General features: G+C 34.0%; 13 protein-coding genes and 1 pseudogene. 5 read left to right on the plus strand and 9 right to left on the minus strand.

The window, feature by feature from the left end:
* The 4 genes and pseudogenes from PLX19_RS19785 to rsgA all read right to left on the minus strand — a co-directional run.
* Positions 1-1,625, minus strand: a 1,625-nt coding sequence (locus PLX19_RS19785; protein WP_272190500.1) for a methyl-accepting chemotaxis protein, incomplete at its 3' end; no start/stop codon positions are given.
* A 547-nt stretch (positions 1,626-2,172) separates the two neighbouring features.
* Positions 2,173-3,120, minus strand: coding sequence for a methyl-accepting chemotaxis protein (locus tag PLX19_RS26265; protein WP_442869073.1), 948 nt, complete (start codon positions 3,118-3,120; stop codon positions 2,173-2,175).
* Positions 3,112-4,155: pseudogene (locus PLX19_RS26270) on the minus strand (HAMP domain-containing protein); the annotation flags it as partial. The gene PLX19_RS26265 and the pseudogene PLX19_RS26270, both read right to left, overlap by 9 nt.
* Positions 4,156-4,380: 225 nt before the next feature.
* On the minus strand, positions 4,381-5,523 hold the full coding sequence (gene rsgA / locus PLX19_RS19795; protein WP_429755561.1) for a ribosome small subunit-dependent GTPase A: 1,143 nt from the start codon (positions 5,521-5,523) through the stop codon (positions 4,381-4,383).
* A gap of 227 nt (positions 5,524-5,750) precedes the next feature.
* Here rsgA and PLX19_RS19800 point away from each other — a divergent pair, with 227 nt between their 5' ends.
* Both PLX19_RS19800 and PLX19_RS19805 read left to right on the plus strand, forming a co-directional pair.
* Positions 5,751-6,098, plus strand: coding sequence for a DUF4257 domain-containing protein (locus PLX19_RS19800; RefSeq protein WP_272190504.1), 348 nt, complete (start codon positions 5,751-5,753; stop codon positions 6,096-6,098).
* Positions 6,099-6,183: 85 nt separating this feature from the next.
* The gene (locus PLX19_RS19805; protein WP_272190505.1) at positions 6,184-6,408 is read left to right on the plus strand and encodes a hypothetical protein; all 225 of its coding nucleotides are present in this window, start codon (positions 6,184-6,186) and stop codon (positions 6,406-6,408) included.
* Positions 6,409-6,474: 66 nt separating this feature from the next.
* Here PLX19_RS19805 and PLX19_RS19810 read toward each other — a convergent pair whose 3' ends face one another.
* Together PLX19_RS19810 and PLX19_RS19815 are read right to left on the minus strand one after the other, a co-directional pair.
* On the minus strand, positions 6,475-7,659 hold the full coding sequence (locus tag PLX19_RS19810; RefSeq protein ID WP_272190506.1) for an MFS transporter: 1,185 nt from the start codon (positions 7,657-7,659) through the stop codon (positions 6,475-6,477).
* Positions 7,660-7,710: 51 nt separating this feature from the next.
* Positions 7,711-8,649: an aldo/keto reductase gene (locus PLX19_RS19815; RefSeq protein WP_272190507.1), complete on the minus strand. Its 939-nt coding sequence runs from the start codon at positions 8,647-8,649 to the stop codon at positions 7,711-7,713.
* 213 nt (positions 8,650-8,862) lie between these two features.
* Between PLX19_RS19815 and PLX19_RS19820 the strand changes: the two genes are divergently transcribed.
* The gene (locus PLX19_RS19820; RefSeq protein ID WP_272190508.1) at positions 8,863-9,171 is read left to right on the plus strand and encodes an ArsR/SmtB family transcription factor; all 309 of its coding nucleotides are present in this window, start codon (positions 8,863-8,865) and stop codon (positions 9,169-9,171) included.
* Between the two features lie 42 nt (positions 9,172-9,213).
* Here PLX19_RS19820 and PLX19_RS19825 read toward each other — a convergent pair whose 3' ends face one another.
* The gene (locus PLX19_RS19825; protein ID WP_272190509.1) at positions 9,214-10,377 is read right to left on the minus strand and encodes a transglutaminase domain-containing protein; all 1,164 of its coding nucleotides are present in this window, start codon (positions 10,375-10,377) and stop codon (positions 9,214-9,216) included.
* A gap of 269 nt (positions 10,378-10,646) precedes the next feature.
* On the minus strand, positions 10,647-11,417 hold the full coding sequence (locus PLX19_RS19830) for a YwqG family protein (RefSeq protein ID WP_272190510.1): 771 nt from the start codon (positions 11,415-11,417) through the stop codon (positions 10,647-10,649).
* A gap of 252 nt (positions 11,418-11,669) precedes the next feature.
* Between PLX19_RS19830 and yjcZ the strand changes: the two genes are divergently transcribed.
* Both yjcZ and PLX19_RS19840 read left to right on the plus strand, forming a co-directional pair.
* Complete coding sequence (gene yjcZ / locus PLX19_RS19835) at positions 11,670-11,816, plus strand: sporulation protein YjcZ (RefSeq protein ID WP_020060434.1); 147 nt, start codon at positions 11,670-11,672, stop codon at positions 11,814-11,816.
* Positions 11,817-11,911: 95 nt separating this feature from the next.
* Positions 11,912-12,877, plus strand: coding sequence for a patatin-like phospholipase family protein (locus PLX19_RS19840; protein WP_272190511.1), 966 nt, complete (start codon positions 11,912-11,914; stop codon positions 12,875-12,877).
* 81 nt (positions 12,878-12,958) lie between these two features.
* Here the strand turns inward: PLX19_RS19840 and PLX19_RS19845 are convergent, their stop codons facing one another.
* On the minus strand, positions 12,959-13,660 hold the full coding sequence (locus tag PLX19_RS19845; RefSeq protein ID WP_272190512.1) for a class I SAM-dependent methyltransferase: 702 nt from the start codon (positions 13,658-13,660) through the stop codon (positions 12,959-12,961).
* Positions 13,661-13,822: the final 162 nt, after the last annotated feature.

Consider the following 13,822-nt stretch of genomic DNA (forward strand, 5'->3'; position numbering starts at 1 on the left):
TCCTCTTGAATTTCTGTAATTAACTTTCCAATCTCATTTGAAGATGAGCTTGATTGTTCTGCTAATTTACGTACTTCATCTGCAACGATGGCAAAGCCTCTGCCATGTTCTCCTGCTCTTGCTGCTTCAATTGCAGCGTTCAACGCCAATAAGTTCGTTTGATCTGCAATATTTTGAATCACTTCTAATATATCACCAATTTGCTTTGACTTATTATCTAACAATTGGATGATTGCATCAGATTCTGCAACTGACTGATGAATCGATTGCATTTGATTTACCGTTTGCTCAACGAGTTTATCACCATCCTCTGCTTTTTGACGTGTATATGCAGATGATGATGCGATAGAAGATGAAGTATCTGTCACACGTTGAATTCCTTCTGTCACTTCTTGAAGCAAGATTGCCCCTTGTTCAACACCTTTTGTTTGTGTAACTGCACCGCTTGACACTTGATCGATTGCCATTGTTATTTGCTCAGTCGCTTCACTCGCTTGTCTCACGCTTGCTGTTAATTCTTCTGATGCAGCAGCTACATGCCCTGCTGAAGAGTTAATTCTTGAAATCAACTCACGCAATGAACCCGCCATTTCGTTGAACCCTTTTCCAAGTTGACCAATTTCATCATTTGAACGGATTTCAATGGTTTCTGTTAAATCACCTTCACTAATTTTATGAGAAGAAACAACCAACTGTTTTAAAGGTTTCGTAATGGAAAGCGTGATAAAGTAAATAATCACTCCCCCTAAAAGAAGGGCAATCACTGCAACGATTAACGTATTGTGAAAGATGGGCTCTGCCGCTGTAGTGACTTCATTCGTGTACATCGTACCGCCAATTTTCCAGCTCGTTTTCGCATTTGTCGCAAAGACCATTTTCTTATCTGAACCACCATTTGTATACGAGAATGTTCCATGGTTTTCTTGGTACATTGGTTTTGCCCAAACATCAGGCGCTTTTGTCCCCGGTTTCTCTTGTGGATGTGCTACAACATTTTGACTTTGATCTAAAATAAATGCATATCCCTTTTTCCCGATATTAATCATTTTTGTTGTTTTTAATAAGTTTTCAAGCTTTAAATCAATACCAATAACACCACTGCCATCATCTAATTTTTTTGAAACCGTAACAACAATATCCCCGGTAGTTTTGTCTTTATATGGGCTTGATATCACAACACCCCCATTTTCCTTCATCGCATCTATGTACCAAGGACGTTCTTTCGGATTATAACCTGCCGGCATTTGTACGTTGGGCTCTTGAATAAATGTTCCATTATCGGTTCCTACATACAATTGGATTACTTCAGGATGTAAACTTACATACTGTGAAACCATTTTCCTAACGCTTTCTCCGTTTTCAGTTTCATGCATATTGCGCTGAATGGCTTTAGAAAAATGTGTAGCATCATTATACTTTGCATCAATCATTTGATTAATTAAACTATCTAACACTTTAATATTTTCACTTGCACTACTTGTAATTTGACTATCAAAATTCTTCTTTGCATTTTGGTAAGACATAGTGCCAATTACAGACACAGCAGAAATTAAAATAACAAAAAATGAAAGAAACAGTTTTTTTCCTACATTCATATTGTGGAATGGTCTAAACAACTTTGACATATAGCTCCTCCTTTATGTGCCATCCAACATAATAATTTTTAAAAATATGAATCAGTTGAATATACAGCATTTTCTGACTCATTATTTGTAGATTCTATACAATTAATCGCTATTTGTCTATATATAAATATAATTATTATAAAATTTTCACATAAATACAGATTTAATTCTATATACAATCAATTGCTATACTTAAAATTCATCGGGCAAACGCTATTTGTTATCCCCTTTATTTCTTTCAAATCCTCAAAATCTTGAAGAACGACGCTCTTACTGATTACAAATAGCAGAAAACATTCATTAGTAATAGCTGGTATTTTACGCAATCTTCACATAATTCCAAGTATTATTCTCATTTCAATTGCTAAAAATAATTTTAAATGTAATTGAATCATACAGATCAGCATACGATCTTATAAAAATAGCAGCCTTTCTTCTTTCTTTTTAATATCTATCTTTTTAAAAATAATACACTAAATCGTTGTGACCGAAGTATTTTCAAGCCATAATGTAAAAGTGCGTGAATTTTAATCCACGCACTTTTACATTATACTTTAAATCTTTCAATTAATAATTGTAGCTCTTCAGCCATTTGTGATAATGTTCCTGTAGCTGAACTAATTTCTTCTATAGATGCCAGTTGTTCTTCAGCCGATGCAGCTACATTTTGTGTACTAGATGCATTGTTATTCGCTGTTATTGCGATTTCACCAACTGAAACTGATACTTCATCCGCCCCTTTAGACATTTGCTTTGCTGTCTGAACTAGGTTTTCAATTTGTTTTGCAATCTCACTTGTAGATTGAAGTATTTCAGTAAAGCTTTGCTTTGTTTCATCGGCAATAACAAGGCCTGATTGCACTTCTGTATTTACGTGATTCATAGAACTAACTGTTTTACTCATATCCTCTTGAATTTCTGTAATTAACTTTCCAATCTCATTTGAAGATGCGCTTGATTGTTCTGCTAATTTACGAACTTCTTCCGCAACGATGGCAAAGCCTCTGCCATGTTCTCCTGCTCTTGCTGCTTCAATTGCAGCATTTAATGCTAATAAATTCGTTTGATCTGCAATATTTTGAATTACCTCTAATATATCGCCAATTTTCTTCGATTTATTATCTAGCAATTGGATGATCGCATCAGATTCTGCAACTGACTGATGAATTGACTGCATTTGACTTACCGTTTGTGCAACAAGTTGATCGCCATCTTCCGCTTTTTGACGTGTATATGCAGATGAAGTTGCAATAACAGATGAAGTATCTGTCACACGTTGAATTCCTTCTGTTACTTCATGAAGTAACATTGCGCCTTGTTCAACACCTTTTGTTTGTGTTGCTGCACCGCTTGACACTTGATCAATTGCCATTGTAATTTGTTCAGTCGCTTCACTTGCTTGTCTCACACTTGCCGTTAGTTCTACTGATGCAGCGGCTACGTGACCTGCTGAAGAGTTAATTCTTGAAATCAACTCACGCAGTGACCCAGCCATTTCATTGTAGCTTTTTCCTAGCTGACCAATTTCATCGTTTGAACGAATTTCAATGGTTTCTGTTAAATCGCCTTCACTAATTTTATGAGAAGAGACTACTAACTGTTTTAAAGGTTTTGTAATGGAAAGCGTAATAAAGTATATAATCACTCCACCTAATAAAAGGGCAATCGCTGCAACGATTAACGTATTGTAAAAGATAGGCGCCGCCGCTGTAGTGACTTCATTCACGTACATCGTACCGCCAACTTTCCAGCCCGTTTTCGCATTCGTTGCAAAGACCATTTTCTTATCTGAATCTCCATATGAATATGTGAACGTTCCATGATTTTCTTGATACATTGGTTTCGCCCAAACATCAGGTGCTTTTGTACCTGACTTCTCTTGTGGATGAGCTACAATATTTTGATTTTGATCTAAAATAAATGCATATCCTTCTTTACCAATATTAATCATTTTTGTTGTTTTTAATAAGCTATCAAGCTTTAAATCAATAGCGATAACGCCACTGCCATCATCTAATTTTTTCGAGATTGTCACAACAACTTCTTCAGTAATTTCGTCTTTATATGGGGGTGTTATCACAATGCCACCGTTTTGCTTCATTGCATCTATGTACCAAGGACGCTCTTTTGGATTAAAATCTGCCGGTATTTGTTCGTTTGGTTCTTGAATATATGCCCCATTATCAAATCCTACATACGTGTATATGATCTCAGGATGTAAACTTGCATACTCTGTAAATATTCTCCTAATACTTTCTCCATTTTCAGTCTCATACATATTACGCTGAATCACTTTAGAAAAATGGGTAACATCATTATACTTTGCATTAATCATTTGATTAATTAAACTATCTAGTACTTTAATATTTTGACTTGCACTACTTGTAATTTGACTATCAAAATTCTTTTTTGCATTTTGATAAGACATAGTACCAATTACAGACACAGCAGAGATTAAAATGACAAAAAATGAAAGTAGAAGTTTTTTTCCTACATTCATTTGCAGAAATAATTTAGACAACTTTGACATACAGCCCACCCCTTTATGTTCTATCGAAGATGATATTTTAAAAGTGTATACAGTAAAGAAGAATACGAATTCGTTAAATGTACGACATTTTTAAATCACTATATTACAAATTCTATATAATCAAATTATCTTTGTCTATATACAAAATGTTACATTTTAATGTTCTAATATAAATTACAAATACATAAAAAAACTCCAAAAGCGTATATGCCTTGGAGTTTTCTTTTACTTTTTCTTCTTTATTTGTTTTGTTATGCTCTTCCACTTATTTCGCTCTGCACGGGCCAAAAGAGCATCCTGCTTTCTCATTGCATAAGCAATTTCTTTTTGTAATTTTTTATAATTGAACAATCGAGCTTTCTCCAATGTTCCCTCATCAATCGCAGCACGAATTGCACAACCAGGCTCATTTTCATGTTGACAATCTCGAAAGCGACATTTTTGAGCAATTTCTTCAATATCAGAAAAAGTTGCGTGCATTGCACCGCTCCCTTCCCAAAGCTGAAGCTCTCTCATTCCCGGTGTATCAATTACAAGTGCACCCGATGGTAATTGGAACAATTCTCGATGTGTTGTCGTATGCTTTCCTTTACTATCACTCTCACGAATTTCACCTGTTTTAGCCACTTCGTTTTCCATTAAAGCATTCAGTAACGTGGATTTCCCTGCTCCCGAAGAGCCAATAAGCGCAACCGTTTTTCCTAGGTGTAAAAATTGTTTCAATCGGTCTATCCCTGTTTGCTGCAAACTATCAACTGCAAAAATAGGTACTCCAATCGCAACTGCCTCTGTCTCCATTATTTTTTCCTCTACATTTGTACATAAATCACTCTTTGTTAAAATAACGACAGGCATCGCTCCGCTCTCATATGCTAACAATAAATAACGCTCAATGCGCCTTACATTAAAATCAGCATTTAACGCATTAACTAAAAAGAGATAATCCACATTTGCTGCTACAATTTGTTCCACTGTTTTCTCTCCAGCTACTTTTCTAGAGAAAGAACTTTTTCTTGGAAGCACTGTATGAATCATTGCTTTCTTTTCTTCTGGCAATTTCGTTATACTTACCCAATCACCTACTGCAGGATAATTCCCCTTCTCAATTGCTTCAAAACGAAATTTCCCTGTTAACTCAGCTACATATTCACCATCTTCGCATATAATCCGATACGTATGTTTATGCTCTAATAAAACCCGTCCTACTTCATATTGCTCCGATAATTGATCTTCAAAATGTGTATCCCATCCAAATTCCATTAAATAATTACGATTCACTCTCGAATCCTCCCTAGCATTTTCTGCGGAAGGATAAAACGATTCTTTAAAAAGCCTCGCCCGTTCCTTCCTTATTTGTATTAACCGCATACATTTTATAAACACTCGCCATAATACATCACTCCGTTCTTTTTAGATTTAATTATATTATATGAAATTTCAAATAAAATATCTACCCCTTATAACAGAATTATCTGACTAAATCTTATATAACAAAAACATTTTCCAAACAAACTTTCTCAATATGCACATCTAAAATTTTAAAAGGAGTAAGTACATCAAAAACAGAATGATATTTACTAAAAGGAGTGGGTTTGATGGATATGTATTCGTGGCTAACAGCTCTTCTCATTGGTGGAATTACCGGTTTTGTTGCCCATCTTATCAATCATCAAGGCAAATTATTGCTTCCACGCCGCTTAAAAACATTTTTCCATCTTGGTTTTTTAGCTGATATCATCACTGGTAGCCTCGCTGCGCTACTGGGCCTTGTTTTATTTGATGCGACAACTATAAAAGAAATCATTAAGGTTGCAATCGTTACTGCAATTTCTGGTCAAACATTTTTACTCCATCAAGCACTTGGAGGAGAACAAGCAAAGAATGCACAAATGAATAAGGCTAACGAAAAAATACAAGAAATTGACAAATTATTAAAGCGTTAATATGTACTACAACTTGTAATTTGTTGGTATAATGGAAAATAAAAACTCTGAATGAAAGCGTCTGTCAGAAGAGAGGGTGTTTCGTATGACAAACAAAAAGATAGAAGATTTCTTAACAGACTCTGAAAAAGAGGAGCTGATGGAAAACTACAAATGTTTACGAGCAGCCCGCACAAGGCGAGAAGCAAACTATTTTGGTGAAACAGTAAACGATTTGTTAGATAAAGCAAAGCAACGTATTATTAAAGAAGCCGGTATTAAAGATGAAAATGCTGCAACAATTCAACCAAAGCGAAAAGCACTGTTTTAGTACGTACATGAAACAGTGCTTTATTTTTTAACGTTTACATAATGTATTTATGTTTATATATATACATTATGTAACTATTTTTTGTTTTGTTTCAGGTTCTATATTTTGTATAATTTCCGCGCGTTTAAACATGAATAAAGAAAAAATATACATGCTAGCTGTAAACATCCCGATTGCAGAAAAATTGTGAAATATTACATATAAAAAACCCGCTAAAGCCGCTCCAATCATTTGTCCAATATACATTGATGAATTAGTAAGCGCAGCAATAGTACCTCTTGCTGACTGTGATAGTGTTTGTAATGCACTCATCATAATGGCAAATAAAATACCTGTTATAAAAAATATAATAAAGAAGAATACCTCTATAAGTAACACATATTTTAAGTGAGGCAATATCAAATACAAAGCAACAAGTACAATTATCCCCCCATATAACGAGCAGGTCTTACCAAATTTATTGACAACTTTAACCCCAAACAAATTACCTGTTAAATTCCCAAATCCTAATATAAGCATAGCGATTCCAATTTCATTTAATTCTAATTGAAATTGATCTGATAACCATTTGCCCAAAAATGAAAAGGCTGCAAAGTTTCCCGTTTGAAATAAGAAATAAGCAAAAAATGATGGTACTGTTTTTGATACATGTAATAACTGGTTATAACGACTAAAAACGGTTTGTTTTTGAAATTCTTGTTGTAACGGCCGTAGATGAGGCAGTGTAAAATATATGAGTATCCCCAATATAGCCGAACATATTCCAATTACAAAAAACGGAGTAGAATAATGAATAGATGCCAGATAAGCTCCGATAGGTAATCCAAACATTTGTGACAAAGATAACCCAGCTGTAACAATTCCTATACATTTCATAATATGCTGAGGTGATACAAGAAGCGGAATAGACGCCCATACTTGCGGTGATACAAAAGCTGCGCTAACACCAGCTAAAAAACGAAAGGTAATCATCCACCAAAAAGCAGGAGCTATACCACATAAAAACGTACTAATTGAAAAAAATATCATTCCACCTATTATAACCCGTTTTCTATCTAGACCATCAGAAATAGGACCAGCAATTAACGCAAATATAGCATATCCTAATGCGTATGCACTTACCATCCAACCTGATATTTCAGTAGAGACATTATATAACTCTTGCAGCGTAGGTAAGAGGGGGGAAATTAAAAATGTATCTGTTCCTATCATAAACATAATCAAAAAAAATAAAAATATCGTTTTCTTCACTATAACCACCCTTTCTATTTATTCATAAAAGCAAATCATGCGACTTTTAACTTATTCATCTTCTAAAATAGATTGAATCATTTGCAAATCACTCTTAAGTAAGGTAAAATCATTTATTTTTACATTTTCCCTTATTTGTTCTACCTGTTTTCCTCCTGGAATGACAACATCAACTCCGTCTTGTGCAAGCAACCAAGCTAACGCTAAATTCGGCATAGTCATCCTTCTTTCAATTGCAAATTTCTTTAGTTTTTCTACTTTCACAAAATTCTTCTTATATACATCCTCTTCAAATAAAGAAATACTCCTTCTCCAGTCCCCCTCACTTAATTGCAAATTCCTAGGATATTTACCACCTAAAATCCCAAAAGCAAGAGGTCCGTATGGGATAAATGAAATATTTTGTTCAATACAATACGGAATTAATTCTTTTTCCGCAGTCCAATCTAACATGTTATATGATGATTGCAAAACAGCAATATCCCCATACTGATTTGCTGCTTTTAACTGCTCAATATTGACATTTGAAATACCAATCGCTCGTATCTTTCCTTCTTCTTTTAAACGCACTAATTCCCCTACAGATTCTGTAAATGGAATTTCTGGATTTGAAAAGTGCAAATAATATAAATCTATATAGTCTGTCTGTAATCGTTTTAAACTACTTTCTACAGCTGTTCTTATGTAACTAGGTTCATTGTTTATACGGGTAGTAGCTCCTAATAACTTTTGTACCCCACCTTTCGTTGCAAGTACAATATCTTTTCGTTTGCTTCGTAACACCTCTCCTAACAACTCTTCTGAACGTCCAAATCCGTATACATCAGCTGTATCAAAAAAAGTAACTCCTTGATACAAAGCTTCTTCTATCATTTTCTTCCCTTCTGCTTCATCAATATTTGAGAATAAGTTGTAGCCTCCAACCGCATTTGTTCCAAAACCAATTTGTGAAACTTCCAATTCTGCCTTCTGTAAAGTTGCCAATTTCATTTTTCTATCCCCTTTATATTTCTATAATTCGAATATATTCGAAATATAGAAATATATCATGATATGTGTTATAGTGCAAATAGAATAAATCTTCTCAAACAATAAAACGCTCTCATCAATTGGGCTTATCGTATTTAATTTTTAATATTACGGTGTGAAATTTTCTATCCGCAAATAGAAAATAAAATACATTTTTTAAAAGCAGGTGAAAAAATGCGAACTCTATATCATCCAAATCGTGAGGAAATCCAATTTTCCTCTGTGTTGTATGCACTTAGTGATCAAATCCGATTACAAATTGTAAACAACTTACTGACATGTGGTGAACAGTCTTGCGGTGCTTTAAACATCCCAATCGCAAAATCTACACTCTCTCATCACTTTAAAGTTTTGCGAGAGTCCGGTGTTATGTATACGAGAATCGAAGGAACACAACGCTTCATCTCTATCAGGACAGAAGACATAAACAAGAGATTCCCAGGATTGTTAGACGCTATTTTACAAGCGACCGAACCATATTAATCACAAAAAAGAGCATCTTCATAAAGATGCTCTTTTTTGTGATTAATATGAAAATGTAATTGTTAACAATGAATATCCATTTTGAGCCTGGTAAGGAGCTACCTGATATGACACTCGCTTTGCTCCTTTTGGCCAAGCAACTTCATTCAATACTTTTTTAACATCATTCATCGTGTTATTAACTGGTTGATGATAACGCAACTCTACTTTTTCTTGTTTCGTTGTAAATTTTTGCTGTAATTTTTGTTTTAACTGGTTATAATTTTCAGCTCCAAATTCTGCCGCTAAATAAACAAGATTTGTATCTTTTAAGATTTGTTGATAAATAGGAGCTTTCTTATTTCCTGCTTTAATTTTATTTGTTAGTTCATTATAGTAACTTGTATTTGCAACTGGATATTTACTACGATCCCACTGATGATCTTTACTCATTTGTTCATCGGACATGTTAAAATAAGAATACGTAACACGTCCTTGTTTATCCGGAATTGGATCATCAAATGTCGTATCAAGGTGATACCATTTCCCATCAATATTCACAAGGTTCCATGCGTGAGACTGCCCATTTCCAGTTCCTGTTACAATATGGGATTGAATTCCCGCTTCTTTTAATAATTGATAAGTTAATAGTGCATATCCTTGACAAACTGCAGAATGTTTTGCTAACGCGTCGTATGCAGTATAGGAACGCAGTGATGTGTCATATGAAACATTTTTCACTACATAGTCATGAATAGCTTTTACTTTTTCATTTTGATCCATTCCGACTTTAATTATTGAATTTACAATTGATTTCGTTTGCTTCATCACGTACTGTGATTGCTCTTTCGTTTCTCGGTATGAAATATTCAATGTAAATGAATAATTCCCTGGTACACCACGAATCGAAAATTTCGCACCGCTCACATTATATTTTAAATATTCATCCTTTTCTAACGTTTGGTTATAAGCTTGCACCAGTGTATTCAAAACCTCTTTTATGTTTGAATTCTTTGTCTTATAAACAATTGTAATATTTGTTTCATGATTAGTTAAGTGCCGTTGTAATTCTTGTTGAAATGCTGCAATAAGTTTCGCATCGCTTACAGAACTATTATCTGTTACTTGTTTTGTAGCAGCATATGAGACTGAAGGCATATGAAGAGTTCCACTTATAATAGACGAACAAAGTACTATAGTTGATAAACATTTTACAGATTTCTTCATTTCATCACATCCTCTTAAATTGAAATAATTATACAACTTTTTTATTATATATATAAATATATCTCATTTCTATAAAAAAAGAAAATACATTTTAATTTAAATTAACGAATTTCGAAAGAAATCCACTTAAAAATGTATGTGCTTTATAATAATTCAAACAACATTAAACTATATATTCGTGTGTATACAGTAAATCTATATTAATTCATTACTCGCTAAAAATTAGAAAAGCAATTTCCGTTCACACGTGAAACTGCTTCTTCTTTAATTTATAAACTTTGTAAAATACAACAAGTATTTTCAAAACGACGTTGCTTTATATCTTCATTTGCAATACAGAAATATAACATTCCCATATCTCCCCACATCATGTTCAAATGTTGCTCATCAGAATCTACCTGAAATAATAATCTCATCTCGCTGTGATGTACATTCATATATACTTGTGCTTCTTCAAACACTTCTGTTTGAACGGAAAATGGTGTACCAAAAATTTGATGATTGTCATAGTGATCCGGTATTAATTCTTCTAACAGTTGTAAGAAACGATCTGAATCATCTTCGTTCTCAATAAACAACTCAGGAAGTTTTTGCACCTTTTCAAATGTAATTCTACACTGAGAATATTGCCCTTTCATTTGATTTGTTTTTTGTAAATCCTCTATTGCTCCTTCATAATATAAAACACGCCAGCCTTCTTTTACGTTCGAATTTCCGTACACTTCATAAAAATCCTCCTGCTCATCATCAGCAAAATAAAAGAAATATAACATGCCCTTTTCAGGCAAATCATTTTTTATACCTACAACTTGAATTTCAGCTAAATTAAACTGAGCAACAAAGTGAAGAAGGTTTCCTTTATAAGTAGGGTATGCTAACTCCCCTGGTAAGTCAGGTGATCCCCCCATTTTTGAACACCCTATCGGTAATATCGCTTCTTGTGATGGTACTACTTTTATACATTCAAATGCCGCCATTAACAATTCATCCTTTATATGATTTAAGTGATACTTTTCAATTAATTCTTCAATATGTTTCAACGTCCAAACTCCTTCTTCTACATGATTATCTACATCATATCATGAAATTTTATAAAGCTTCTTTCATTTTTATCTTTCCATCTATCTCCACTGCCCATTATGAAAAAGGGCTTGTTCATTATAATCGAAATGCCTTCCTAACACATAATATACAGTGTTCCTACAAACATGCAAACTTATCATCCTTTGTAAGACATCCTCATAATTCCCACTTTGTTTACCCAAAATTTTTATAGTTAGGAGGAAATAAATATGGGTTATGGATATGGCGGTTGTGGATATGGTTACGGCGGTGGAGGATATGGCGGTTGTGGATTTGGCGGTTTTGCTTTATTAATCGTTTTATTTATCCTTCTTATCATCATTGGAGCGAGCTGCACCGGCGGCTTTTTCTGCTAAGTAATCTTAAACAACTATTGTAAAAAAGCACGTGTTTGTCGTGCTTTTTTATTTTCTTTAACTGAATAAATAATAAATTGAAAGGAACCGCGATTATGAAAATAGATGGTGTCTTTGAAGGTGGCGGAGTTCGAGGAATTGCACATGTTGGAGCAATTTGCGCATTAGAAGAGCATGGTTATGAATGGGAGCGAGTAGCCGGCACATCAGCCGGTGCTATTATAGCTGCACTGCTCGCATGCGGTTATACAGGAAAAGAATTGAGAACAATTATAAAGGATGCTAATTATACAAACTTTCTCACAAAAACATGGTTGGATAAAATCCCCTTTATCGGAAAAGGAGTAAATGTATGGTTCAAAATGGGAATATATAAAAATGATTTTATAGAACAATGGTTGGAAGATTTACTATCCCAAAAAGGAGTTTATTGTTTTAGCGACTTATCTAATCCCAACGGTTTAAAAATTGTTGCGTCTGATATTAGCAATGGTAAAATGGTCATTTTTCCCGACGACTTACCGCAATATGGATTTTCAGATAAAAAATTTTCTATTGCAAAAGCAGCAAGAATGAGCAGTACGATTCCTTTCTTTTTTCAACCTGTAAAATGGAAAACTCCTAAGTGGAAGCAACCTTGCTATATGCTTGATGGGGGTATTCTCAGTAATTATCCGATATGGATTTTTGACTCATCAAACATCCCACGCTGGCCTACTTTTGGATTTCATTTCGTGAAAGCCGAAATTCAAGCTGAACCTGTGCATTATGAAGAACCTGTTTCCATGTTTAAAGGATTATTTAAAACAATGATGCAAGCCCACGATTTACGCTATCTCAATACAGAAGCAAGGGCACGCACAATTAAAATCCCTACTGGAAATATTACAAGTACAAACTTCAATTTAAGTGATGAAGAAAAAGAATGGCTTTTTCATTCTGGCTATCGAGCAGCTGAGAAGTTTCTAAGCGCTTGGAATTTTAAACAGTATATACGTCAATATCGTAGCGAACCATCTCGCGCTTTACACAGCCAAACTACTAATTATGATAAGCAATAATATAAAACTTCGAGCAGTAAAATTTTAATTTAGTTCTTCTTTCCTTCAAAACGTAAATTCAAAAGACTTACTTATATATTTTCAAAGGGTTTTCTTTACACAACAAGTAATTGCATTTGTTTTTAATAAAACTGGCTGTCCATCCCTTACAATCTGATATTCTAGCGGTTTTACTTCTACGTTTAGTTCTTCCCATCCTGTATATACCTTGCCTAGTAAACAAAGCATATCTTCTGTTGAAAGATTTACTTCAAATAAAGGATTCAATCTTACATTTGTGTTCATATCAAATTCTTCTACACTAGAATTTATTACAATATAATTAACTCCGTTATCTTTCGTCCCAATTTTCATATTATGCAATACTTTTTCCAAGGTATTTTTACAAGGGACATGCTCTAAACTAGATACAGCCACAATGTAATCGTATTCATTTGCGATAATTTGATACTCTTCAATATGACTCTCTACAGTTCGAATACGATCAGCAACGTTAAAATCATAACTATATTGCTGCAATCGATGCAGTGCGGAAAAAAGCAAGTCTACACATACAACTTTCCCTGCTTTCATTCTTTGCGCAATCGGAATACTGTTTCTGCCAACCCCGCATCCAAAATCCAATACAGTAACGCTTTGTTGATTTTGAAATAAATTCATCATCTCAATAACACCCGAAACTGGCTTATGTAACCATGATCCTTCTTCAAATAATTTATGATTAGCATAGCAATGTTCGTGATACTCTTTTTCTTTCTGTCTTATATGTTGAATTCGGCTCATTTTTCTCCTCCTTTAGCATATAGCATATATTCTTCTATGAATATTTAATATCTCCGTCAAAATTCAACTTCTCTTCGTACAAAAAAAATTTGTTCATGTTTTCTAATTCATTTTCACTGAAGAAAACAAATATCCAATCCTACTAAGTAATATCATGGGAGA

This window comes from Bacillus sp. BP-3 (assembly GCF_028401955.1).
Taxonomy (GTDB): Bacteria; Bacillota; Bacilli; order Bacillales; family Bacillaceae_G; genus Bacillus_A.